The 26,310-nt window shown below is 44.2% G+C and carries 14 protein-coding genes and 1 other RNA gene; 13 read left to right on the forward strand and 2 right to left on the reverse strand.

Going from position 1 to position 26,310, the window contains the following annotated elements:
* Positions 1–23: 23 nt before the first annotated feature.
* Both ssrS and zapA read right to left on the reverse strand, forming a co-directional pair.
* A non-coding RNA gene (ssrS, locus tag OO184_RS06810) (6S RNA) lies at positions 24–210 on the reverse strand.
* A gap of 110 nt (positions 211–320) precedes the next feature.
* On the reverse strand, positions 321–650 hold the full coding sequence (gene zapA, locus OO184_RS06815; protein ID WP_049582342.1) for a cell division protein ZapA: 330 nt from the start codon (positions 648–650) through the stop codon (positions 321–323).
* A gap of 187 nt (positions 651–837) precedes the next feature.
* Between zapA and OO184_RS06820 the strand changes: the two genes are divergently transcribed.
* From OO184_RS06820 to OO184_RS06880, 13 genes are all read left to right on the forward strand, one after another.
* A complete protein-coding gene (locus OO184_RS06820) occupies positions 838–1,413 on the forward strand; it encodes a YecA/YgfB family protein (RefSeq protein WP_049582340.1) in 576 nt (191 codons plus the stop codon).
* A 48-nt stretch (positions 1,414–1,461) separates the two neighbouring features.
* The gene (gene pepP, locus OO184_RS06825) at positions 1,462–2,781 is read left to right on the forward strand and encodes a Xaa-Pro aminopeptidase (protein WP_265378515.1); all 1,320 of its coding nucleotides are present in this window, start codon (positions 1,462–1,464) and stop codon (positions 2,779–2,781) included.
* A 7-nt stretch (positions 2,782–2,788) separates the two neighbouring features.
* Positions 2,789–3,967 carry a 2-octaprenyl-6-methoxyphenyl hydroxylase gene (gene ubiH, locus OO184_RS06830; RefSeq protein WP_265378516.1) on the forward strand — a complete coding sequence of 393 codons (1,179 nt, stop codon included), beginning with the start codon at positions 2,789–2,791 and terminating at the stop codon, positions 3,965–3,967.
* A gap of 38 nt (positions 3,968–4,005) precedes the next feature.
* Positions 4,006–5,238: an FAD-dependent 2-octaprenylphenol hydroxylase gene (ubiI, locus tag OO184_RS06835; RefSeq protein WP_265378517.1), complete on the forward strand. Its 1,233-nt coding sequence runs from the start codon at positions 4,006–4,008 to the stop codon at positions 5,236–5,238.
* A gap of 358 nt (positions 5,239–5,596) precedes the next feature.
* On the forward strand, positions 5,597–6,691 hold the full coding sequence (gene gcvT / locus OO184_RS06840) for a glycine cleavage system aminomethyltransferase GcvT (protein ID WP_265378518.1): 1,095 nt from the start codon (positions 5,597–5,599) through the stop codon (positions 6,689–6,691).
* Positions 6,692–6,814: 123 nt separating this feature from the next.
* Positions 6,815–7,207, forward strand: coding sequence for a glycine cleavage system protein GcvH (gene gcvH, locus OO184_RS06845; RefSeq protein ID WP_265378519.1), 393 nt, complete (start codon positions 6,815–6,817; stop codon positions 7,205–7,207).
* Positions 7,208–7,294: 87 nt separating this feature from the next.
* On the forward strand, positions 7,295–10,171 hold the full coding sequence (gene gcvP, locus OO184_RS06850) for an aminomethyl-transferring glycine dehydrogenase (RefSeq protein ID WP_265378520.1): 2,877 nt from the start codon (positions 7,295–7,297) through the stop codon (positions 10,169–10,171).
* Positions 10,172–10,843: 672 nt separating this feature from the next.
* Positions 10,844–19,762: a two-partner secretion domain-containing protein gene (locus tag OO184_RS06855; RefSeq protein WP_265378521.1), complete on the forward strand. Its 8,919-nt coding sequence runs from the start codon at positions 10,844–10,846 to the stop codon at positions 19,760–19,762.
* A gap of 4 nt (positions 19,763–19,766) precedes the next feature.
* The gene (locus OO184_RS06860; RefSeq protein WP_265378522.1) at positions 19,767–20,114 is read left to right on the forward strand and encodes an immunity 8 family protein; all 348 of its coding nucleotides are present in this window, start codon (positions 19,767–19,769) and stop codon (positions 20,112–20,114) included.
* 144 nt (positions 20,115–20,258) lie between these two features.
* Positions 20,259–21,104, forward strand: a complete 846-nt coding sequence (locus OO184_RS06865) for a hypothetical protein (protein ID WP_265378523.1) — start codon at positions 20,259–20,261, stop codon at positions 21,102–21,104.
* A gap of 5 nt (positions 21,105–21,109) precedes the next feature.
* Entirely contained in the window at positions 21,110–21,523 is a 414-nt protein-coding gene (locus OO184_RS06870; protein ID WP_265378524.1) for a hypothetical protein, read from the forward strand.
* A 2,494-nt stretch (positions 21,524–24,017) separates the two neighbouring features.
* Positions 24,018–25,451 carry an NAD(P)/FAD-dependent oxidoreductase gene (locus tag OO184_RS06875; protein ID WP_265378525.1) on the forward strand — a complete coding sequence of 478 codons (1,434 nt, stop codon included), beginning with the start codon at positions 24,018–24,020 and terminating at the stop codon, positions 25,449–25,451.
* A complete protein-coding gene (locus tag OO184_RS06880; RefSeq protein ID WP_265378526.1) occupies positions 25,448–26,290 on the forward strand; it encodes a HemK/PrmC family methyltransferase in 843 nt (280 codons plus the stop codon). The genes OO184_RS06875 and OO184_RS06880 overlap by 4 nt, the downstream gene beginning before the upstream one ends.
* The last annotated feature ends 20 nt before the right edge of the window (positions 26,291–26,310 follow it).

Below are 26,310 nucleotides of genomic sequence, written 5' to 3' on the forward strand. Positions count from 1 at the left end.
GGTAGCAGTAGCGATTAAGGTTGAGATTCTCCAAGATGCCGTTACAGGTAGTAACCCTTGAACCCTTGGTTCAAGGTGAACGCAGCGTCGCAGCTTTAAGGCTTCTCGGCCGGACCGAGCATGCACACCAGACTACGGAGCACCACATTCTATAATGTATGAAATATCGGCTCAGGGGACTTTCCCCGTTAACGAACATCTCAGAGAAATTTATTCAGCGCTTGTAAGCAACTTTGTGACACCTATTGTATGAAACTAAATACAGAAAGCAACTAATTCTCGAATGATTCACTCACTAATGTATGATTTATCAATAGAATTCATTCATTTGGTGAAATAGTGCTCTCAGTGATGCGACCTTGTTCCACTAATGCTTGTTCTATAGTCTGTTGAAGCATCTTTATTTTCTGCTCCATATTATAGGCATAGTCACGGGTTTTCACTTTTTCTTGTGCCAATTCGTGACAGATATTCAGTGCTACAATAAAAATCAGTTGTTCAGTATTGGTTACTCTGGTGCGCTCTTTTAAATCGTCTAAACGTTGTTCAAGTTCCACAGCCGCTGCCAGTAATGCTTCTTTTTGCTCTGATGGACAATTGACACGTAGTGACCGCCCAAAAATCTGGATATCTACCGGTTGTGCAGACATGACCCCTTCCTGACTTATTACTGCGCTCCGGTTTCAATTCTGAATTTACAGAATTGAAACCGGCGCCAATCATTATAACGCGATACCGATAGACAACTCACGATTAGCGACGGTTGTTGTCTGGTATAGCGACTCCCCTTGGTGGTAGCATAGCATGAACTTACACCGTCAACGATGACCAATACACATGTCTATACAGAATTCATTACCAGATTATCAATCTTTTGACGAAATATTGCATCAACAGTCAGTAGCACTGACGGCAGCGGAGATGCATGGGTTAATTAGCGGCCTGCTGTGCGGCGGTAATCGCGACAGTAGTTGGCAGGTCTTAGTTCATGACTTAGCGAATGATGGGCTCGCTTTTTCCTATCCATTAGCTCAACAATTGCGTGAATTACGTGAAATCACATTTGAATCACTGGATGACAGTAATTTTACATTCGGTTTATTGCTGCCTGATGAGGAAGATAATGTGTTTGAACGAGCAGATGCATTAGCTGGATGGGTTAACCATTTTTTGCTGGGATTAGGCGTTGCTCAACCGAAGTTCGCTGATAAAAAAGAGATCGGGGAAATTATTAGTGATTTGCGCAATATCGGTCTGCTTGGTTATGAAGAAGGTGATGATCAAGAAGAGTTAGCCCAGGCGCTGGAAGAGGTCCTTGAATATGTGCGGGTGGCTGCACAGCTTTGTTATATCGCCTTTACTGAACCTAAAACCGTTTTAATCGCAAAAAATGACAAACCAACATTGCATTAATTGGTGTTTATTGAACGCAAAATAATTAACTCAGTCGCAGGAGAGGGTATGATCAAACAAGAGTATTTATCCCGCCGTCAGGCTTTACTGGCAAAAATGGCTCCAGCCAGCGCAGCGATTATTTTTTCTGCCCCGCCTGCGCCACGAAATTCAGATAATGAACATCCTTATCGTCAGCATAGCGATTTCCTTTATTTAACTGGGTTTAATGAACCGGAAGCGGTGCTGATATTAATTAAGAGTGATGATACGCATAGTCATAGTGTGCTTTTTAATCGAGCGCGTGACTTGACTGCGGAAATTTGGTTTGGTCGCCGTCTTGGACAAGAAGCGGCGCCGGAAAAACTGGGTATTGATCGTGCTTTGCCTGTTGATGATATCAAAGAAGAGCTTTATCTGTTGTTGAATGGTTTGGATGTGGTTTATCACGCACAAGGCGAATTTGCTTACGCAGATGAAATTATCTTTCAGGCGTTGGATATATTAAGAAAGGGCAGTCGTCGTAATCTTTCAGCGCCTTTAACGATAACTGACTGGCGACCTTGGGTGCATGAAATGCGGTTGATCAAATCTAAGGCGGAAATTGAAATTATGCGCCGGGCAGGTGAAATCAGCGCGCAGGCCCATATGCGCGCGATGAAAGCTTGCTGCCCGGGCATGTTTGAGTATCAACTGGAAGCTGAAATTCATCACGAATTTACTTATCACGGGGCTCGTTACCCTGCTTACAACACGATTGTAGGGAGCGGTGAAAATAGCTGTATTCTGCACTACACCGAGAATGAAAGTAGGATGAAAGAAGGTGATTTGGTGTTGATTGACGCAGGTTGTGAATATCTGGGTTATGCCGGAGATATCACCCGTACCTTCCCTGTCAGTGGCAAATTTACCCGTGCTCAGCGTGAAATTTACGATATCGTACTGAAAACGCTCAATGTTTCATTGGAGTTGTATAAGCCAGGCGCCAGCATCAACAAAGTCACAGAACATGTCGTGCGGATTATGGTGGAAGAGTTGGTGAAACTAGGCATTATGCACGGCGAAGTTGAGCACTTAATCGAAACTAAAGCTTATCGCCAGTTCTTTATGCATGGCCTCAGTCATTGGTTAGGATTGGATGTGCATGATGTTGGTGACTATGGTGTAGAGCGTGACCGTATTTTGCAACCAGGAATGGTATTGACGGTTGAACCGGGGCTTTATATTGCACCGGATGCAGATGTGCCGGTGGAATATCGGGGTATCGGTATCCGTATTGAAGATGACATCTTGATCACTGAAACAGGTAATGAAAACCTGACAGCCAGTGTCGTTAAAGAAGCTGATGAGATTGAAGCTCTGATGGCGAAAGCAAAACAGCAGGGTTAAGTTAAGAATGAACGTGATTATCGTTGGTGGAGGCATGACCGGCGCGACGCTTGCGCTGGCGATATCTTCCCTGAGTAAGGGGCAGATTCATGTGTCCCTGATTGAAGCAGCAGAGCCGGAGCAGAAACATCCCGGTTTTGATGCCAGAGCGATAGCGCTGGCTTACGGTACTTGTCAGCGTTTACAACAGATTGGCGTTTGGTCTGCTCTGGAAGATTATGTGATACCAATAACTCACGTTCATGTTAGTGATCGTGGTCATGCAGGGTTTGTGAATCTTTATGCAAAAGAATATAACATTCCAGCTTTAGGTAATGTTATCGAATTGTATGATGCAGGGCAGTGTTTGTTCAAATTACTGAAAAATGCGCCTGGTGTAACGCTATATTGTCCATCCAGGGTTATGGCTGTTGAAAGAACCCTATCATCGGTCGCGGTTACTCTGGACAGTGGCGAACGCCTGCAAGGTGAATTGTTGGTAGCGGCAGATGGTAGTCATTCTGCCATTGGTGACGCTTGTAATATTCAGTGGCAACGACACGCTTATGAACAAGTTGCCGTGATTACTAATGTACTGACTTCAGAGCATCCGCAAGGCAGTGCATTTGAACGTTTCACAGAATATGGCCCACTGGCTTTGCTGCCAATGTCCGGGGGGCGGAGCTCGCTGGTATGGTGCCACCAGTTGGCGCGGAGAAAGGAGATAGCGAGTTGGAATGACGAGCAATTTCTTAGGCAGTTACAGCAAGCATTTGGCTGGAGACTAGGGAAAATATTGGAAACCGGTCAGCGTCACAGCTATCCATTGACACTATCTACTGCAAATCAACAAATTAGCCACCGATTGGCGCTGGTGGGAAATGCCGCGCAAACATTACATCCGATTGCAGGTCAGGGTTTTAATCTTGGTATGCGAGATGTTATGACACTGGCTCAGATTGTTTCTGAGGCTTTTGCTGCTGGTCAGGATATTGGTACTTATCAGGTTTTGACCAACTATCAACAGCAACGGGTTTTAGATCGGGAAAACACCATTGATATTACCGATGGATTGATACGGATATTTGCCAATCGTCATTTTCCATTACAAATCGGGCGTCACTTCGGCCTGATGATGATGGAAAAATGCTCTCTTATGCGGGATATACTGGCCCGTCAGACTCTGGGTTGGGTCGCCCAAAGATAACCGCCAATAAAGCAGACAAAATAAGAGGATATTATATTATGCAATCATTTGATGTGGTTATCGCTGGTGGCGGTATGGTGGGTTTGGCGCTTGCCTGTGGTTTGCAAGGTAGTGGTTTGCGGGTGGCGGTGGTGGAGAGTTATCCGCCTGCTCAACCTGTTATTGCTGGAGAAGAGTATGCTTTGCGGGTTTCTGCGATTAATGCAGCTAGCGAGCGCCTGTTACAGCATCTTGGTGTGTGGCGACAGATCTTGGATATGCGTGCCAGTCCTTATCAAGAAATGGAAGTTTGGGAACGGGATAGTTTTGGCCGTATTCAATTCAGTGCGGCTGAATATGGGCTGGAATATCTTGGTCATATCATTGAAAACCGGGTTATCCGTGAGACATTATGGAAAAAGGCAGACAGCTTATCTGATGTGACCATTTTGGCGCCGGCGGCTTTGAAGCAGGTTGCTTGGGGTGAAAATGAAGCTTTTATGACTTTATCCGATGGTCGTATGTTAACTGCTCGTTTAATTGTTGGCGCTGATGGCGCTCATTCATGGTTGCGTCAACATGCTGATATCCCTCTCACATTCTGGGATTATGAACATCATGCATTGGTAGCCGCTATTCGCACCGAAGAGCCACACGGCGGGGTTGCCCGTCAGGTCTTTTATGGTGATGGTGTTTTGGCGTTTTTGCCGCTTGCCGATTCCCATTTGTGTTCTATCGTCTGGTCACTGCCGGGTGAGGTCGCAGAACAGTACAAACAGTTTGATCATAAGCGTTTCAACCAGCAATTGGCGGTAGATTTTGATCTGCGTCTTGGTCAATGTGAACTGATGAGTGAGCGTCTGACAATTCCACTGACCGGTCGCTATGCCCGTAATTTTGCGGCTCATCGTCTGGCCCTGTTAGGCGATGCCGCCCATACCATTCACCCATTGGCAGGTCAGGGGGTGAATTTGGGCTTTATGGATGTTGCTGAACTGATAGGTGAATTGCGTCGTTTGCATGGTCAGGGAAAAGATATTGGTCAGCACTTTTATTTACGTCGCTATGAGCGCCGTCGTAAACATGGTGCTGCTGTGATGCTCGCTGGAATGCAGGGCTTTCGCCAATTATTTGATGGCAATAATCCGGCGAAAAAACTTTTGCGGGATGTCGGGTTGTCTCTGGCAGATAATTTACCGGGAATTAAACCTAAATTACTTCGTCAGGCAATGGGGTTGAATGACTTGCCGGACTGGCTCTCCTCTAAGTCCTATTCGGCTGAAAAAATCTAATTTAGCCTCTGCTTATCGATAACTTTTTCTCATATCTTGCTGAAATATGAATAGGTGATTTTATTCATATTTCAGTTAGTTTGTAACAGAAAATGAGTGTTTTCTAAAGTTAATTGTTAATTTTGAGTATTATGACTCATTTTAATAGTTGAAAATTCTGCATACTCACAACACGTTTTTTTGTGGTCACTGAATTGAACCCTATTTTTACTTATGGTTCATTTGGGTTTTCAGTGATAACTTTCATTTTAAGATATCGTTTGCGTCGCGTTTTTTAGCCGCTTTTTGTTCATGATTCACAGTATCTGTCGGTTAATACGCGGTATGTTTTCATGTAGGAAATGAAAAGAGGGAAATAATGGCAAAACAAACTCCATTGTATGACCAGCATCTGGCTTGTGGTGCGCGTATGGTAGATTTTCATGGCTGGATGATGCCTTTGCATTATGGTTCACAAATGGATGAGCATCATACTGTCCGCACTCATGCCGGTATGTTTGATGTTTCCCACATGACGATTGTGGATCTGCATGGTACGGGTTGCCGTGATTTCTTGCGTTATTTGCTGGCAAATGACATTGCTAAATTGACAGAAAAGGGTAAAGCCCTATACACCGGGATGCTTAATGCTTCTGGCGGTGTAATTGATGACCTGATTGTTTATTACCTTAGCAATGATTTTTATCGGCTGGTGGTCAATTCTGCGACCCGTGAGAAAGATCTGGCTTGGATCAATGAGCATGTAGTCAATTATTCGGTTGATATTCAGGTTCGTGATGATCTGGCGTTAATCGCGATTCAAGGACCGGAAGCTCAGGCAAAAGTACAGTCTCTGTTAAATGATGAACAAAAACAGACTATTGCCGGAATGAAACCTTTCTTTGGTATTCAGGCGGATGATCTATTTATCGCAACAACGGGTTATACCGGTGAAGCGGGTTATGAAGTGGCGCTGCCAAAAGAGCAGGCAGTCGATTTCTGGCAAAAATTGCTGAGTGTCGGCGTTAAGCCCGCGGGATTAGGTGCGCGTGATACGCTGCGACTTGAAGCGGGTATGAATCTCTATGGACAGGAAATGGATGAAACCATTTCTCCCCTTGCAGCTAATATGGGCTGGACAATCGCTTGGAAACCCGAAGATCGCCAGTTTATCGGCCGTGAAGCGCTAGAAAAACAGCGCGAAGAGGGCGCTGAGCAGTTGGTTGGCTTGGTGATGAGAGAAAAAGGTGTGTTACGTGGTGGTTTAGCGGTTAGCTTTACTGATGAGATGGGCGCCTTACATTCTGGCGTTATTACCAGTGGTACATTCTCTCCAACATTAGGATTCAGTATTGCCCTTGCTCGTGTGCCGCAGGGGATTGGTGAACAGGCGGTTGTCCAAATCCGCAATCGTGAAATGCCGGTTCAGGTAGTCAAACCCAGTTTTGTACGGGCGGGTAAACCTCTCGTATAGTCATTTTTATCGAATAATAACTTGATGAGTAAATAGCGATTTATCCCGGTGGGCATGATTGGTGCGCAGGAACACAAAATAGCCGGATAGGGGTAGATTGCAGGATTGAAGGAGATAATGGTAATGAGTAATGTACCCGCAGAGTTAAAATATGCTGAATCACATGAGTGGGTTCGTGCAGAAGGTAATGGTGAATACACAGTAGGTATTACCGAGCATGCACAGGAGCTGCTAGGCGATATGGTTTTTGTTGATTTGCCGGAAGTAGGCGATGGAATCAATCTTGGCGATGACTGCGCCGTTGTTGAATCAGTAAAAGCGGCTTCTGATATCTATGCGCCACTGAGTGGTGAAATTATTGCCGTTAATGAAGCGCTAAATGACTCGCCTGAATTAGTTAACAGCGAGCCTTATAACGAAGGTTGGCTGTTCCGTATTAAAGCCTCTGATGAAAGTGAACTGTCGAGTTTGCTGGATGCCGAAGGATATCAGGCACTTCTGGACGAAGAAGAATAATATGCTTACCGTCGCCCTGCTTCACATTGTGAGCAGGGCGTTTTTATTTGTATGCCATTTCTGGCCAGCTTCAGGAATTAGTAACAAATGACCCAGACATTAAGCCAACTCGAGAACCAGGGCGAGTTTATCCGCCGTCATATTGGCTCTTCCGCTGAACAGCAAAAAGAGATGCTGGCGACAGTGGGGGCAAGTTCCCTCGATGAGTTAACACAGAAAATTGTTCCCCGTGATATCGCGTTGCCAGAGCCACCCGATGTTGGCGATGGTGCGACTGAACAGCAAGCATTAGCTGAACTGAAAGCAATCGCCAGCCAAAATAAACGTTACCAATCCTATATTGGTATGGGATATGTGCCTGCTGTGCTTCCGCCGGTTATTTTACGTAATTTATTAGAAAATCCTGGCTGGTATACCGCCTATACGCCTTATCAGCCAGAAGTTTCTCAAGGTCGCCTTGAATCACTGTTGAATTTCCAACAAGTGACGATCGATTTGACGGGTTTGGATATTGCCTCTGCCTCTTTGCTGGATGAAGCGACTGCTGCCGCTGAGGCAATGGCAATGGCAAAACGGACCAGCAAACTGAAAAATGCTGACCGTTTCTTTGTTGCTGATGATATCCATCCACAGACACTAGATGTTGTTCGTACCCGCGCTGAAACCTTTGGCTTTGATGTGATTGTGGATAAAGCAGAAAAAGTCTTGGAACTGGAAAGCGTATTTGGCGTGTTGTTGCAACAGGTTGGCACAACAGGCGAAGTTCATGATTATGCTGATCTGATCGCACAACTGAAACAGCGCAAAATCATTGTCAGTGTTGCCGCTGACTTGATGGCGTTGGTGCTGCTGACTGCCCCGGGTAAACAAGGGGCTGACATTGTGTTTGGCTCTGCTCAACGCTTTGGGGTACCAATGGGTTATGGCGGTCCTCACGCAGCATTCTTTGCCAGCCGTGATGAATTCAAACGTTCTATGCCGGGACGTATTATTGGCGTTTCCCGTGATGCGGCAGGTAATACCGCACTGCGCATGGCAATGCAGACCCGTGAACAGCATATTCGTCGTGAGAAAGCCAATTCCAACATCTGTACTGCTCAGGTGTTGTTGGCAAATATCGCGGCGATGTATGCGGTATATCATGGTTCGAAGGGATTGAAACGTATTGCGGGCCGTATTCATCGTCTGACTGACATTCTGGCAGCCGGGTTACAGAAAGCTGGATTTACTCTACGTCACAAAACTTGGTTTGATACGCTGACGGTTGAAGTCACGGATAAAGCGGCAATATTGGCCCGGGCAGACAAAGCTGAAATCAATTTGCGAACCGATATTTACGGCGCGGTGGGTATCACATTGAGTGAGACTACCAGTCGTGATGATCTGGTCAAATTGTTCTCTGTGCTGACAGGTACGGATGAAGAGTTAGATGTTGAAGCATTGGATAAAGAATTGATGACGGAAAGTCACTCTATTCCTGCATCAATGTTGCGTAATGATGACATCCTGCTGCATCCAAATTTCAACCGTTATCACAGCGAAACGGATATGATGCGCTATATGCATCGCCTTGAGCGCCGAGATTTGGCACTGAATCAGGCCATGATCCCATTGGGTTCTTGCACAATGAAACTCAATGCTGCGGCAGAAATGTTACCGATCTCTTGGCCTGAATTTAATGAACTGCATCCGTTCTGCCCGCCAGAACAAGCACAGGGTTACCAGCAAATGATCAGCCAATTATCTCACTGGCTGGTGCAATTGACAGGTTATGATGCTGTTTGTATGCAGCCAAACTCCGGCGCGCAGGGTGAATATGCGGGTCTGCTGGCTATTCGCCGTTACCATGAAAGTCATGGGGAAGGGCATCGTCATATCTGTCTGATCCCAAGTTCTGCTCATGGCACCAATCCGGCTTCTGCTCATATGGCGGGAATGACGGTTGAGGTGGTGAGTTGCGATAAAGAGGGCAACATTGATCTGGCAGATCTGCGTGAAAAAGCGGAAAAATCCGGTGACGAGCTTTCCTGCATCATGGTGACTTACCCATCAACTCATGGCGTATATGAAGAAACTATCCGTCAAGTGTGTGAAATCATTCATCAGTATGGTGGTCAGGTTTACCTTGATGGTGCGAATATGAACGCGCAGGTTGGTATCACCGCGCCAGGTTTTATCGGTGCTGATGTTTCGCACCTCAACCTGCACAAAACATTCTGTATCCCACATGGCGGCGGTGGCCCAGGTATGGGGCCGATTGGCGTAAAAGCTCATTTGGCGCCGTTCTTGCCGGGACACTCAGTAGTTCAAATGGATGGCATTACTGAACAGAGAGCTGTCTCAGCGGCGCCATTTGGTAGCGCTTCTATTCTGCCTATTAGCTGGATGTATATTCGAATGATGGGCTCGCAAGGGCTGAAACAGGCAAGCCAGACGGCGATTTTGAATGCTAACTATATTGCTGCCCGTTTAAAGAATGATTATGCCGTGCTGTATACGGGCCATAACGGTTATGTAGCCCATGAATGTATTCTGGATATTCGACCGTTGAAAGAAGAGTTTGGCATCAGCGAAATGGATATTGCCAAACGCTTGATTGATTACGGCTTCCATGCGCCGACCATGTCATTCCCGGTTGCCGGTACGTTGATGGTGGAACCTACGGAATCAGAAAGCAAAGTGGAAATTGATCGCTTTGTGGATGCTATGTTGGCAATTCGTGCTGAAATTGGCAAAGTGGCGCAAGGTGAGTGGTCATTGGAAGATAACCCATTGGTCAATGCGCCTCACGTACAAGCTGAGCTGGTTTCTGACTGGAGCCATAGTTACAGCCGTGAAACCGCGGTTTTCCCAACCTTAGAAACCAAAGCCAATAAATATTGGCCTGCGGTTAAACGCCTCGATGATGTTTACGGTGATCGTAATCTGCATTGTTCCTGCGCACCTATCAGTGATTATCAATAATTACTAATATAATAGTCAACACCAGTATAATAACTGGTGTTGATATTTTTATATTTACTGGTTAAATTGATTTAAATATAAATTAATTTTATATATTTATCGCCTTTCTCTCCCATATTTTACATGCTATTTCTAATCTAATAGTATCTTTTATTACCGATATTTTTATTTAACAAACTGTTTTTATTTATATTTTATTTAAATGAATTTTTATGGGTAATGATATTTCATTAATAACAAATTGAAACTATTATTAATATAATAATTTATTATTATTGTATATTTGTAAACCTCATGAATTAAATTTTCCTATGGATGTCTCTTCTATTGAGACAGGAAAACACGGCGAGTAGTACGAGATTGATTCTTTTCCTTAATATCCCGTCACCATTTAATATCTCCAGCCTTACCGCGATTTAACGACATTTCATATAACAAATTCCCCATTATCAGGATTAAAAAATTGAAGGCTGATCACATTTTGCACTATATATTCATGCGGTGAATTAATTTCACATTAGAATGGTTTAATGTTGTCACTATTAAATTATCAATATTCTCTGTGGGAATATGACCGTTTTATCACCAAAGGCAGACTGTGGGTAACGGGGTCGCTTATTTAGTCAGTATCACTGACTTTGTCACACTTAAATTAAGAAAAGGGACAGTACGATGGATAAACGTCACAACTCGGTGGCTAGTGCCACGAGTTATCTTTTAATTTACCTGACGGCAATCCAGCCGTTGCACCCGGCTATGGCCGCTGGCATAACACCGGATAACAGCCGTACACAGGTACAAAATCAGGATAATGTGCCGGTGGTGAATATTGCTACGCCGAATGAGGCAGGGATATCCCACAACACCTATCAAGAGTTTAATGTTGCTACTCAGGGGGCCGTACTTAATAACGCTACACAGGCGGCTCAATCACAACTGGCAGGACAACTTAACGCAAACCCTAACCTGAAAGGCAAAGCGGCGGAACTGATTATTAACGAAGTGACCGGCAGCGGCCGATCTGACCTGCAAGGCCGGTTGGAAATTGCTGGCAATAAAGCCAATGTGATGATTGCCAACCCTAACGGCATTACCTGTGATGGCTGTGGTTTTATTAATACCGCTAGCGCAACCCTGACCACCGGTAAACCCCAATTTGATAAACAGGGTGCGCTGGAAGCACTAGAAGTGAAAAAAGGCCAGATTACCATCGGCGGCAAAGGGCTGGACGGCAAGGCGACGGATTATGTCGATATCATCAGCCGGGCAGCGGAATTGAATGGAAAAATTCAGGCTAACACCCTGTCGATGACTCAGGGGGCCAACCGTATCAGCTTGAAAGACGGCTCGGTTAAACCTATCGCCGGAGAAGGGACAAAACCGCAATTGGCGGTTGATACCAAAGCCTTAGGCGGCATGTATGCCAATAAAATCCGACTGATTGCCACTGAAAAGGGGGTTGGGGTTAATCTCACCAACCTGACCACAACCCAAGACGCTATCAGTTTAACCGCTGAGGGTAAAATTATCTTGGGGGAGGTACATGCCAAGACGGACCTCAATGTCAACAGCAAAGCCATTGAAACGGCGGCACAAAGCCATATGCAAGCGGATCAACATCTGATATTGACCACCGAAACATTGCAAAATCAAGGTCAAATCCGTGCGGGTGGTGATGTCACCATTAAAGCGACTAAACTTGATAACGTAAACCCGACCAGACGAAGTCACCCCATTATTACCGCGAATAAAAATAACAACATTACTGCTAACGAGATAAATAATGTTGGCGAGTTAAGCGCGGGACAAAATCTCACCCTGACAGGCAAAAATTTTTCAACTCAGGCGATAAAAGACAATCAGGAAAATATCATCGGTAAACTGAGTGCTGGTGGGGATCTGACGGCTGTATTTAAAGATGGATTTCGTTTTAATTTTGATAAAGAACATTTTAAACAGGGAAAGAAACCCACTGATCTGGCTTTAATCACCGGAAAAAACATTTCTCTCACTGCCAGAGATTTAGTGAATCGTGCGCCAATGATGGCAGAACAAAACTTAACCGTTTCCGCAGAAACAATCTATTTAGGCCAGGGGAATTTAAAAGCCGGGAACCATGTCATGCTGGAGGGAAAGTCACATCTTGATGTGAATGGCTATGATATTTCCGCTCGTGATGTCACCTTGCTAGCGAGTCGGGGGCTGCTTTCTGTTGCCTCTGGAGACGACTATACCCCGGAGGGAATAAGGGTATTAACCACTCTTTCTGCTGATAACATATTACGCATTATCGCCGATGGTCCTATTAATATCGTAGATACCCTGATTAACCGGGCGAAAAATATCTTTTTGGCAACCAATGATAAGCTTGAGATTTATGCCTCTGGAGATTTAATTGATTTTAATGATGAGCGGAGTCCACTCAATGACGGCGCTAAACAAGAGTTAATTAATCAGCGTCTGCGCCAACTCAGCCAATTGCAAGCGGATGAAAATATTGAGATCCAGGCGGGAAAGATTGTCGATCTGCGAAGCATTTCCTTGACGGCAGGGAAGGATATCACGCTGACCAGTGGCGGCACGCTTGATATAAGTAAAATAACAGCAGAGAACCCCTATGAATATGAAAATGAACACGGAGAGGGTTATGAAAAGCAGGATGAATATGGAAATGCCGGTGACGAAGAAGACGAACAATCTTACCCACAATTTCAATTCCCAATAGAGAGAAGTACCATCACTGCCGGCAATAATTTAACCCTGAATGCTGGCGGTAACATCATTGATACTGAGACAGCGTTGTCGGCAAAAGGGACGACTGTCATCAACAAAAACAATGCTGAATTGCACTCACCTGAAGGAAAGTATAATTCAGTTGGAGGAAAATATACGCCGGTGACTTCTGCGCTGATTGAAAGTGCGTTAAGGCATGGTCCTGAACTGACAATGAACTTCTCCGAAATAGAAGGAGAAGTACCGGGAATTAAACTTGCGGATAAGCAAACGCGAATTACCTCGAAAAACAATCGCCCTATTATTCATATTGCGGCGCCTAACGTCCGTGGTGTTTCACATAACCGTTATCAGGCGTTTAATGTTGGCACTTCGGGACTGGTATTGAATAACGCGACCCATGATGTGCAGTCTCTACTGGCAGGACAAATTGGCGCGAATCTGAACTTCAACGGTAAATCGGCGGAACTGATTATTAATGAAGTGGTGGGGGCTTTTGCCTCAAATCTGCAAGGTTTGTTGGAAGTCGTAGGGCAGAAAGCTAATGTCTTTATCGTCAACCCGAATGGCATGATTTGTAATGGCTGTGGCTTTATCAATACTCCGGCTGTCACCTTATCGACCGGTAAACCGGTGTTTGATAAAGACGGGGCGTTAGCGGCCTTGGAAGTGAAAAAAGGCGCCATCATCTTGGGTGAAAGGGGACTGGATGCGAGGGCGCAGGATGATGTCGATATCATCAGTCGGACCACTCAGCTCAACGGTAGACTACAGGCGAAAAACCTGACATTGACACAAGGTCCCAACCAGATTGATTTCAAACGTGGGACGATTGTCCCCATTGCCGGGGAAGGTTATACCCCTTGGGAAGCGATTGATACCGGGTTATTGGGGGGAATGTATGCCCATAAAATCCATCTGGTGAGTACCGAGCCGGGTAAGGCTGTCAATCTCACCAACCTGACGGCGACGCAAGGCGACATCAATTTGATCGCCGACGGTAAGGTTATTCTGGGGGATGTGCAGGCCAAAACTGACATAAACATGCGCGGTAAAGGCATTGCAATGGCGGAACAGAGCCATATGCAAGCCGGTCAACATCTGACATTGACCACTGATACCTTGCAGAATCGGGGACGAATTCGTGCCGACGGTGATGTCGCCATTAAAGCGAAAGCATTGTCTTTAAATGGGGGAAATGTCAACGCCGGGAACCATGTCCTGCTACAGGGCGAGAACAGTTTTACGATGCGTGGCGCGGATATCTCCGGTCTTAACATTACCTTGATTTCCAACGGCTATAGTACGGCTGTTTTACCTGGCGGCAGTGACACGCCGGAAGGCACACAGGCATTATCCCTTATTTCTGCGGTTAATACGTTGCGTATTTTGTCTGAACGCGGAATATCTCTTTCAGATACGTTAATTAGCCGGGCAAAAAATATCTTTGTGGCGAGTAATGAGTGGATTGGTATTAATCAGCATTTGGCTGCGGATGAGAATATTGATCTTCACGCGGGTGGCGGGATAAATTTGGCTGGCATTTCCCTGACCGCTGGGAAAGATATTAGCCTAACCAGTGGTGACTCGCTTTATGTTGGTAACGTCACCGCCGGCAACAATTTAACCTTGATTGCCGGCGGCAATATGGCGGAGACAACATTATCGGCAGAAGGGACGGCCGCAGTCGCCAAAAATAGCACGGCGTTGCACTTAGCTGACGGGAAATATACCCCAGTGACTTCTGCGTTGATTGACCTCGCATTAGGCAATGCTCCCCAATTGGACATCAATATCCCAGAAATAGCTGGTGGAATACCCGGGATTCAACTGGCGGATAAACGAGCGCGGATTGCTGTGAGAAATAACCTGCCTATTATCCATATTGCGGCGCCTAATTCCCGCGGGGTTTCACATAACCGTTATCGGGAGTTTAATGTTGGGGCTTCGGGGCTGGTGTTAAATAACGCTACTGATGCTACCCAATCCGTACTGGCGGGACAAATTGGGGCAAACCCTCACTTTAACGGTAAATCGGCTGAGTTGATTATTAATGAAGTGGTGGGGACTTTAGCCTCAAATCTACAGGGATTGTTGGAAGTGGTGGGGCAAAAAGCCCCGGTCTTTATCGCTAACCCGAACGGCATAACCTGTAATGGCTGTGGCTTTATCAATACCCCGGCGGTCACCTTATCGACCGGGAAACTGGTGTTTGATAAAGCGGGAGCATTAGCGGCCTTGGAGGTGAAAAAAGGCGCCATCACCGTTGATGAAAAGGGGCTGGATGCGACGGCGCAGGATGATGTCGATATCATCAGCCGGACCACTCAGCTTAACGGTAAACTACAGGCGAAAAACCTGACATTGACACAAGGGCCCAACCGGATTGATTTCAAACGCGGGACTCTTGTCCCCATTGCCGGGGATGGTTATGCCCCTTGGAGAGCGATTGATACCGGATCACTGGGGAGCATGTATGCCAATAAAATCCGTCTGGTCAGTACCGAGCAGGGCAAGGCGGTCAATCTGACCAACCTGACCGCAACGCAGGGCGACATCCGTTTGACCGCTGATGGCGAGATGACGCTGGGAAATATACAGTCCAAAACCGATATCGCCGTAAGCAGTAAAGGCATTAAAACGGCGGAACAGAGTCAGGTGCAGGCAGGGAAAGATATTACGCTGGCCGCGAACACATTGGACAATCAGGGTAAGATTATCTCCGAAGGGGATATGCGATTGTTTATTGACCGTTTAAACAATCAGAATAAGGGGCTGATTCAGGCCAATAATCATCTCTGGTTGCAAAAAGATGCGAGCGGTCACCTGAGCACGTGGATTAACAACACGTCAGCGACGCTGAAAACCCATCATGGCGATATCGTTATTCGCACAAAAGCATTCAGTCATGCCAGTCAGGCTAACCTTGTTTCAGGGGCGAATGCTTATATCAATGCGACCAAGCTGGATAACAGCCAAAGCCAGTTTCATGCGCAGAAAAATCTCATCTTAACCGGCCGCGACTTTAACAACGGGATGGACGGTAAACTCTCAGCCGATCTTAATGTGGTGGCTGATTTTATTGATAAATTCAACGGAACTGCATTCATATCGGCGAAAAATATTCTGCTTCATGCCGGTGACATTATCAGCATGGGATACCTCAAAGCGGACAATGATCTGTCAGTCATCGCCGAACATAGAATTAATGCCCGCCAAAATAAACTGGCAGCAAAGAGAAATCTGACCTTGATTGCGGGTAAAGATATTGACGCCTTTCAAGCTGAGTTGAAGGGAGAAAATGTTGAACTACTGACGCACGAAGGCGACATTCGGATGTGGGGGGATAGTTCCCGTATTTCGGCCGGCAATAATTTGCAGATATTCGCGAGTCACAAGCTGGATCTCTATGGTCTTTTGTTCGATAAATCAAGCAACATAACGTTAAATGCGGGTCGTGAAATTGATGCCAGCCAAATTAAATTGGCCGCACAGAAAAATCTGACACTTATTGCGGGCAAAGATATCACCGCCCGTCAAATCGAGCTGAAAGGGGAAAATGTAGAGCTTCTGGCGCGCGAAGGTGATATTCGGATGCCGATGGGAGGGGATGATTCCCGTATTTCGGCCAGCAATAATTTGCAGATGTTCGCGAATAACAAGCTGAATCTCCAGGGTATTTTATTTGATAAAGCAAACAATATTACGTTAAATGCGGGTCATGAAATTGCTGCCGACCGGGTTAAATTAGCGGCGAATAACAATCTGACATTAATTGCGGGCAAAGATATCACCGCTCGTCAGGCCGAATTAAAGGCGGAAAATGTAGAGCTTCTGGTGCATGAAGGCGACATCCAAATGGGATGGAATAAGTCTGATATATCATTACCCTCAATTTCGGCCAATAATCATTTGCGGATTTCAGCGGGTAACGATCTGGATCTCTTCGGTATCCAGTTAAATCAATCACGCAATCTGACATTAAGTGCGGGCCGTAACCTGAATGCCCGACAGGGGAAATTGAACGCTACGGGCAATATTAATCTGTTTGCGGGCAATGATTTAATATTGCGAAGAGCGCAAATCAGTGCCGGGCAACAAGTCACGCTCAGTGCGGGTCACGATATCGATATGTTTCGTCCTAATACGCCGGAAGCGTCAGAGCGTCTATTTTATTTATCCGAATTATATGGATTGGACAAACTCACTGAATTAAAAGAACGGATGACCCCGGTTGATTTATCCGAATTAGGCACGCAAATTACCGCCGGTGATCACCTGCAACTCAGTGCAGGGGGCGATATCGCGGGTATTGCGAAATTAACATCGACGCAGGGGAGCGTCTCGATTAACGCCGGCCGGGATTTACTGTTCTCTGCCCAGAAATATTCGCCGATTAATGATGGCGATAAACACTACCTTTATGCAACCGGCTCCATCAATGCTGCCAGGAATCTCACCTTAGTTGCCGCAGGCAATCTGCTGACATCAGGAACCCGTTTGACATCCGGCAATGATATGTTGCTTTCCGCGGGTGGAAATGTTCGCTTTGAATCGCAACAAGAATTTATCCGCGAGGGGAATATTGAGCGCTTTACGCAACACGCCAGCCGACTGAATAGTGGTGGCGCATTAACTATTCGTTCTCAGGGCAATATTTTATTTCAGGCGACGGAGTTAATCGCCAAAGGCGTGATGGATATCGCGGCAACAGGCGGCTTTCTTTATGCGCAAGCAATGGAAGAAGTCTATAGGCGGGAAGAAACGGAGAAAAGCTGCAAAGGTTTTGGTCCCATAAAATCGTGCAAAGTATTTGGTTCTAAAACAGAACATAAAATACAAATCAAGAATATCAACAAAGTCACGGAATTTACTGCCGGTGGTGATATTAACCTGATGGCAAAAGATGAAGTGACATTAGAAGCGAGTCGAATAGAAACCGATAAAAACGCGAAAATCACCAGCCAGACCGGGAAGGTGAACTTCAAGGCGATGCCAAATATTGATTTTGAGCAGACCCTCACCACATCAAAAGGCTTTTTTATTACGCAGCACGATAAAGGTCATCGTGAGGAAACATGGGTCATTCCGTCAGTGCATGTTGGCGGTACGCTGACGGTAGAGGCGGCGAAAGGTATCAACGCGGATGTGAAAGTGAAAGAGGGACAGTTACTGGAAGACGCGTTAGGGGTACTGGGTAACACCCCCGGTACGGAGTGGTTGAAAAATCTTCAAGACCGAAATGATGTCCAGTGGAGTCGGGTTAAGGACGCTTACAGCAGTTGGGACAAAAAAAGCGAAAGCTTAAACCCCGTTGCGGGGGCAGTGATTGCGATTGCCGTCGCTGCGGTCACGGCGGGTTCGGGCTTGGCTGCTTGGGCGGGAAGCGGCGCCGTGGGAGCGACAGGGGCCACAGGAGCAACGGCGAGCGCAGTTTATGGGGCGGCTTATGGCGGTATGATAGGGCTGACCTCTCAGGCGGCGGTGGCGTTAGTTGAAAATAAAGGGGATCTCACCAAAACACTGGCCGCCTTAGCGAAGCGCGATGCCGTCAAATCCCTCGTGACCCAAATAGCCGTGGGCGGCGCATTAGGGGGACTGGACCACACGATGGGTTGGGGAAAATTAGTAGAGGGACAAGGCGTTGTCGATCCCGTAAAAGCGCAGCTTCCCTTATTGAGTAATCATAACTGGAGTCAGGTAGCTCAACGTGTCGCGGCGCAATCCGTCGTGAGCTCAACCATAGGGACGGCTATTAACGGGGGCAGTTTTACGGATAACCTGCAAGCGGCGTTATTGAGCAATGTGGGTAACCAGATTAACGCCGAGGGAGCCGGATTGATTGGTGATAAGGGTCAGATTCTGGGTGTCCCGGGTAAAGCGATTAGCCATGCTGCGGTATCTGCCTTGGCTGCCGAGATTGGCGGAGGGAATGCCAAAGGGGCAGCGGTGGGGGCATTAGCAGCGGAACTGGCGGCTATAACGCTGGATAAAACCTTTAGCGACCCGATGGCAATTCAGGCTGGTGGTAAAGTCATCGGCGGTGTTGCTGGAGCGATTGCAACTCATAGCGCAGAGGGGGCTAACAGCGGCGCCAATGCCGGGGAAATAGTGATTGTGTATAATTCTCTAGCCCATCTTCTGTCCGCCGCAGAGAAAGAAAAGTCAGGCACAATCAAAGCCTACGAGGAGAAAAAGCAAGCCTTTTGTCAGCAGTCACCGGAGGCGTGTAAACAAGCCGGAGACGTTATCAGTTTTGGTACTGACTTCGTGCCAGTTGTCGGAGATATCAAAGGTTTTGTTGAAGCGCAGAGTGCGTTAGATTATTTGGCAGCCGCAGTAGCGATTATTCCGGGAGCGGGTGATGCCGCCGGGAAAACTATCAAGGCGGTAGAGAAAGCCTTACAGAAAGGTGACGTTGGAGAAGCCTCTAAGCTTATTAATAAAGCTAGTAGTGAAATCTCTGCATATAACTCGGCAACCTATCCGAAATTGAAGCATGACTTGACAAAACAAAATTTGCACAATATTGCTTCACAGGATTCAAGACTAGCCGCAGCGATTAAAGGGGATAATGGTAAGGTTAACTTCGGCATAGGAAGTGGAAGTCGTGAAGAAGCTGATCAGTTAGGGAAGATATGGGTTGGTGATGGTGCAAGACCAATCAGCGATGGAACTGGCTTAGTTAGCGCTGATGGTACACGTGTATATAGATACCCCAAAGAAAAACCTAACGCACCAATCTCTGTAAATCCAACAGGGTTTCAGGCTAATTTTGAAACGTACACCATTAATCCAATAACAGGACAAAAAGTTAAAACTGGTGATGGTCATTTGAGTGTATTTAAAGAGAAATAAGAAGATGAAAGCTGTGTTAAAAACTTTAGGAAATGATTGGTGTGATCTTAATACTTTCGTACCTGAAGAAGTTGATAGTTTTAATTTATTGCTAACTCTATCTATAGGTCCAGAACAAGAAGATGGTATAAATTATTTTCAGGTAAATGTTTGTACCCCTGAATGGTTTTGCAAACACCAATGGGTGCCAGAACTAATGCGGCACACACTTCTGGTACGTAAATATGATCTGGGTGAAATCCAAAAAACTATCACGGACTATATTGATCAATGCGAAGGTGATGACTGGATGGAAATAGCCCAAAAGCTTTCCCGTGTCTTTGCATGGGAATATGAAGATTATCAACCTTAACCTGTTGTTATTCAAAGAGTCCAGCTCAAGAGCTGGATTCTTCCTTTAGCCATCAGTCATTCTCAGCCAGTTGAATGATGAACTGTCTGACCATTAGCAGCGGAACTGGCGGCTATAACGCTGGATAAAACCTTTAGCGACCCGATGGCAATTCAGGCTGGTGGTAAAGTCATCGGCGGTGTTGCGGGGGCGATTGCAACTCATAGCGCAGAGGGGGCTAACAGCGGCGCTAATGCCGGGGAAATAGTGATTGTGTATAATTCTCTGGCCCATCTTCTGTCCGCCGCAGAGAAAGAAAAGTCAGGCACAATCAAAGCCTACGAGGAGAAAAAGCAAGCCTTTTGTCAGCAGTCACTGGAGGCGTGTAAACAAGCCGGAGACGTTATCAGTTTTGGTACTGACTTCGTGCCAGTTGTCGGAGATATCAAAGGTTTTGTTGAAGCGCAGAGTGCGTTAGATTATTTGGCAGCCGCAGTAGCGATTATTCCGGGAGCGGGTGATGCCGCCGGGAAAACTATCAAGGCGGTAGAGAAAGCCTTACAGAAAGGTGACGTTGGAGAAGCGTCTAAACTGATCAATAAGGCCAGTGATGAAATCGCATCAGTTTCACGCCCTAGTCACAGAAAATCAGAAATTGATGTCGGGAAAGATTTAGGAGATGGCTGGAGTGGTCAGGTTACATTTAAAGAGGGTAAGGAAGTTCCTTATGGAACTAAAGGCAGTGTTCGTCCAGACTGGTGTCAGGGTAATATTTGCAGCGTTGAAGTGAAGAATTATAACATTGCAACGAACAAAAATGGCCTGATTAATAATGTTGCCAAACAAGCGATTGAGCGGCAGAAAAATCTACCTGCGGGAATGGAACAGCGAGTAATTATTGATATCCGTGGGCAAACTGTGTCGCTAGAACAGGAGAGGGAAATTATTAAAGGTATTGTTCAAAGATCAAATGGAATTATAGATCCGGCGGTAATCGAGTTTAAAAGGTAACTAACATGAAACATATTGGTTTTTATGGCGGTAGTTCTATTGTGGAGCTTGGTTCTGCATCAGAAATGACCTACTTTTTTTCTATTTTAAATGAACAGATACATGATATTAATGATCGAAAAATCTTGTCTCAGTTTTACCAAAAGTATCTTCATCTTCATGAACTAGAAGAAGCATCTTCGTTGATAACGCAGCTCCGTCAGAGATTATCAAAGGAGCAGGAATGCAGATTTTTTAAATACTTTGAAGGAATAGAGCATTGTATAAAATCCGCCCAAGGATTTCATGGAGACTGGGGTATTTATAAGCCAGTTAGAATAGTGATAACAGACATGCCTGATTTTATGACAGATAGAGATCGCCCTCTTGAGCAATACGATGCTTTAAGCCCAGACGATCCACCATTCTGGTTACGTTAAAAGAAGCTTCCGGTTTTATGAACTGCACCCTCAAAAGTTAGACACCAACTGATTAAGGTACAGTTCATAACTGCGGTTTTTTTATTTAATCAGCCTCGCGATTTCAGCGAGGTTTTTTATGGGTGAAATATGGTAAAAGTGATCATCTGTGGATACCGTAAGTAGAAAATGCGATTAAATCAGAAAAGCGCGTTAGGTTATCTAGCCGCCGCAGTTGCGACTATTCCCGGTGCGGGTGATGACTTAAACAAAACTCAGGTTAATTATCTTTTCTTTAATGTTTAATAACGCTTTATTGTATCGACAATGGTTAAAAGTCTGGTGGGTTAATAATCCAGAAATATGATAACAGTTAAACAGGTATTTAACCGTTAACAGTACTGAAAATAACTTGGGGAAATAATGATATAAATTTATTTTAGCGTTAAATCACATTGACAGTATAAAAAGAGGAATGGTTTAAATTAAGCAGTAAAAAAGATGTTATTGGATGGGTTAAAGTAGTGTAAAGCCAGTTTAAAATGGCGGATTTAAGCTATCACGGGTTTCTATAATAAAGGTAATATAATAACGTTGTAAGTAACTTAATTCGTATGCTGTTAAATCATTTATTTTTAGATTTTGTTATTCAAATTTTCATAATTGATGATTTATCTGGTTTATTAAAAATTTTATTCCTTGATTGAATACGTTATTAAAGGCGATTCCTTTTTAAAAAATAGATTATCTGATTAACTTATTCATATTTTTATTTATCCGCTTTTTTCATGAGACATAATCATTAATAAAATCAACCTTTGTTTTTTATTTTTCACTGATGGTTTTATAATGGGTAGGCTTTAGACTATTATTAAAAGTCATTGTCTTAACTCTTGGGTTAATCAGTATAAAGTTTTAACGATGGTTTTACCCCTTTTACCCCTTTTACCCCTTTTACCACTTTTTTTATTAAGTTTAATCATCATGGTATACTGTGTTTTATGTTTAAAAAACATTAATCACATTAGCCTTTTATCTTTATAAATCAGCCAGTAAACAGTATGGTTATGTAAAGATACTCTTTCGAATAGTCATGCTTTTTTCAGGACTTAAATCCTGCTAAATTAACCTGTTTTACCCATTTTTTATTACATTATTTTGATGGTTTGCTTCATAAAATGATGGTAATAAATCACTTTAATATCAGACTGTATGAATAATATTATTTTACTTGCTGATTTTTTAACTCTTTATTAATGATTAATGGATTTCGATTAAATACAATTAACTATTCTGATAAAAATTTTACTTACTGAGTTAAATCTACCTTTTATATAAAAACTCTAATTTATCTATATTCTCACTTTTAAATAATCATGGCAGATTAAATGAATGTAAAACAAGCGAAGAGTAATATCTCTGATAAATATATTAAACGTGAAGATGAAAAAGCTTTTTTTAATCACACGATACCTTTTAAAAACGGGTGTTAATGAAATTCTGGTTTTCTTAACCCTTAGTTGAATTATTACAGATAAAAAGGCGTTTACTATCGCCGAAAAAGGGAAATATAGGTAAAAGGAAAAAAGTGAATAATGTTAAAAACATAATGTGCTTGCTCTTTTTTCCTGATTTTAAAACTACACTGACAGATAAAAAACGGATTTTCTTCACAAGATTAAAAGCATTAAAAACAGGGTTAAACTCCTCTGATGGCAGCAAAATGCCATTCTCATGCAGACTGCCAGTACAAACTTTCTCATTTTATTATTGAGGAGAACCCAGCAGTGATAGTTGAGACGCTAAAAGTTAATAATCTAAAATGTGTATTTGCACGCCAATTAGAATAATCACCAATATGATAGTTAATTAGGATATAATAACTCATGTATTCTAGTCTATATTGGTGAAAGTTGATATAAAATATAAATTTAAAAAAACACCTTTCTTGAGAATTTTTGTTTTTTTATTGAAGAATAAAAGTCATTTAGAATATTGTTCCCCGTAACAATTTAAATTTAAATTGTTTTTATTTTATACTGAAAATATTTATATGATTTTTTTGTTTATAATATAAGACGAAATTTATTTGACAGTTTTGTATTTGATGATTATTGTTCATCCCTGATTTGCAGATGTTATTTTAGATATAATAATATCTCTTGTTATTATTTTCTTTAAATATAAATAGCATTTTGTGATGCTGCTCAATTTATTGTTTTTATTGTGGATTTTTATTTTAGAAAATTAATTAATATGGGTGATTATATTTGTCTGATAATAAATTTAAACTGTTTCTAATGTAATGGTTTGTTATTGCATATTTGTTTTTAGATTTAATGCAAATCTGAGAGTGATTCGTCATTTTAATTGCTGATGAATACGGGATTATTTTTTTTACAATTGATGTAAAGCAGTAAAAATATCCTCACTATAGAGGATGATAATTATTTGTCCGTCTTTGTTGACAAAATATTTAAAATAAATTGACCACAGGTCATATAGGAGTAAATAAGTGAAATACGATTTTATTGTTGTTGGTTCAGGGGCAATTGCAGGTTCAATCGCCTATGAACTGGCAAGCAGAAATCTTTCGGTCTGTAGGGTTGGAGAGACTGATCGAACCAATGCTGCTTCCAAAGCTGCCGGTGCAATGAATGGTTGTTTTGGCGAAATTACCAGTGGTTTATTAGCGAGTGAACACGGTAAGTTGAAATTGAATATGGATTGTATTTCTAGAGAGCTTTGGCCGGCCTGGGCGCAACGGTTAGCTGACTCTTCCGGTGATGCCCGATCGCTGTTTACCGCTAAAGGTACTCACGTGATACTGAACACTGCCGGGATGGAAGAGATTGACAGTGTCAATTATGACGCCATCGAGCAAACCTTGATCGATTATGCGGCGCCTTATGAAACAGTTGACCCGCGTGAAATTGAGTGGTTAAAGCCCAATGACTTAGTGCGTCCGCTGCGTGCTTTATATATCCCTGATGAACATGCGCTGAACTCGCATTTATTGCTGGAAAAGCTGGATGCGGCATTTGTGGCTGAGGGTGGGGTCCTTAAAGCAGAGAATATTAAATGTGTGCTAATCGAAGATGGTTTAGCTACTGGCGTTGAACTGCTGAGTGGTGAGCGTTTAATGGCAGATAAGGTGGTTGTGGCTGCTGGCGCGCATTCGTTGGATCTGTTATCAAATATACCTTCTATTGTTCGCCAAATTCCGCCAATCTTTGCCGGCTATGGGGTATCTATTCTGGTCAAGATGCCAAAAGGCAGAGAATTGCCGACCTCAGTCATCCGTACTCCTAACCGGGCATTTGCCTGTGGTCTGCATTGTGTACCACGCGGTGATGGCGTGCTGTATCTTGGCGCGACCAATATTCTGTCTGAAAAACCCCGTAGTCAGGCACTGATTTCTGATGTGCAGTTCTTGTTGGATTGTGCGTTAGATCAGTTGGATATTAACTTACATGATGCTGAAATCCTCTCAATTCAGGTTGGCAACCGGCCAATTCCTGCTGATGGGTTCCCGTTGATTGGCGAATGTGGCGTGAATGGTCTTTGGCTGGCTACCGGGACTTACCGTGATGGTTTACATCAATCACCGTTATTAGCGGATTATGTCGCTAATGCTTTGACGGGAGTAGAAAATACACTCATTAATCTTGATGATTTCAACCCAGTTCGTCCTCCGTTGGTGGGTTTCTCCCGTGAAGTGATGGCTAAAGAGACCGCCCAACAAATGTTTGCTACCGGTTACGAATATCGTTGGGATATCAAACCTTACTGGTTGCCGCTGCTAAATGAAGGGATGATGCGCAATTATCAGAATTTAATTGAGTCTCTTCATCCTCAATTCACGCCGCCGCCAGAGCTGGTTGCCTTCTCCCATATTTATGAATCCATGCGTGAACGGTTACGTAGTTACTATGAGGCATGGTCATGAGTTTAGATCAATCTGTTATTGATAAAGCCAGAGAGTTACTGTCAGAAGCTGGCGTTTGGGACGTGGAAGCCGATCTTGATTGCCTGATTGACCGTTATCTGGAAAGACGCTGTAAAGATCGCGCCCGTGATGAATTTATGCTTGCGGTTCATGAACGCTGTAATCGGATTCCACTTGGGCATATTGTCGGTACTGTGGATTTTGATGGCTTGCCTCTGACGGTGGGGACAGGGGTATTTATTCCGCGTCCTCATAGCCAGGTCATTCATAAATGGCTGGAGAATGAATATCAAACGCCTCACGGGGCAACAGTTCTGGATTTATGCTCCGGTAGTGGCGCCATTGGTTTAGCCATTGCTAAGCGTCGCCCAGATTTAAAGGTCACTTGTGTCGAATATGATGATGTGGCTTTTCAATACCTGACACGCAATATCTATCGGTTGGCGAGTTGGGCGATTAAAGCCGATGCATTAAAAGCGGATTTACGGGATTGGCAAGCATTTTCTCAATTTAACGAATCGGTGGCGTTGATTGTGGCTAATCCCCCTTATGTTCCTGAACAGCAGGAAATATTGCCGGAATGGGAGGAACATCACCCTTATGCGTCGGTGTATTCGGGGGATGATGGGCTTGATTTAACCCGGTTGATTATCAAACAAGCTAAACAGCTACTGCAATCAGAGGGTTGGTTAGTCATTGAACATGGTGAAAGTCAGGAAGAGTGCGTCAGAGCATTATTTTCAGATGCGGGTTTTTCCTTAGTACGCACCATTATTGATGAAGATATTTCTGACACAACGGGCAGTTCGGTAATCACTGTTGGTTGTAAGCGCATTTGAACTTAGACAGTTGGAATCTA

This window comes from Photorhabdus aballayi (genome assembly GCF_026153155.1).
GTDB classification, from domain to species: domain Bacteria; phylum Pseudomonadota; class Gammaproteobacteria; order Enterobacterales; family Enterobacteriaceae; genus Photorhabdus; species Photorhabdus luminescens.

What these genes read in the sequence shown, in the direction of transcription:
- OO184_RS06860 (WP_265378522.1), top strand. Translation starts at nt 19,767, where the DNA reads ATGAAAGCTGTGTTAAAAACTTTAGGAAATGATTGGTGTGATCTTAAT.
- OO184_RS06820 (WP_049582340.1), top strand. Translation starts at nt 838, where the DNA reads ATGTCTATACAGAATTCATTACCAGATTATCAATCTTTTGACGAAATA.
- ubiI (WP_265378517.1), top strand. Translation starts at nt 4,006, where the DNA reads ATGCAATCATTTGATGTGGTTATCGCTGGTGGCGGTATGGTGGGTTTG.
- gcvH (WP_265378519.1), top strand. Translation starts at nt 6,815, where the DNA reads ATGAGTAATGTACCCGCAGAGTTAAAATATGCTGAATCACATGAGTGG.
- OO184_RS06855 (WP_265378521.1), top strand. Translation starts at nt 10,844, where the DNA reads ATGGATAAACGTCACAACTCGGTGGCTAGTGCCACGAGTTATCTTTTA.
- gcvP (WP_265378520.1), top strand. Translation starts at nt 7,295, where the DNA reads ATGACCCAGACATTAAGCCAACTCGAGAACCAGGGCGAGTTTATCCGC.
- pepP (WP_265378515.1), top strand. Translation starts at nt 1,462, where the DNA reads ATGATCAAACAAGAGTATTTATCCCGCCGTCAGGCTTTACTGGCAAAA.
- zapA (WP_049582342.1), bottom strand. Translation starts at nt 650, where the DNA reads ATGTCTGCACAACCGGTAGATATCCAGATTTTTGGGCGGTCACTACGT.
- OO184_RS06865 (WP_265378523.1), top strand. Translation starts at nt 20,259, where the DNA reads ATGGCAATTCAGGCTGGTGGTAAAGTCATCGGCGGTGTTGCGGGGGCG.
- OO184_RS06880 (WP_265378526.1), top strand. Translation starts at nt 25,448, where the DNA reads ATGAGTTTAGATCAATCTGTTATTGATAAAGCCAGAGAGTTACTGTCA.
- OO184_RS06870 (WP_265378524.1), top strand. Translation starts at nt 21,110, where the DNA reads ATGAAACATATTGGTTTTTATGGCGGTAGTTCTATTGTGGAGCTTGGT.
- ubiH (WP_265378516.1), top strand. Translation starts at nt 2,789, where the DNA reads ATGAACGTGATTATCGTTGGTGGAGGCATGACCGGCGCGACGCTTGCG.
- gcvT (WP_265378518.1), top strand. Translation starts at nt 5,597, where the DNA reads ATGGCAAAACAAACTCCATTGTATGACCAGCATCTGGCTTGTGGTGCG.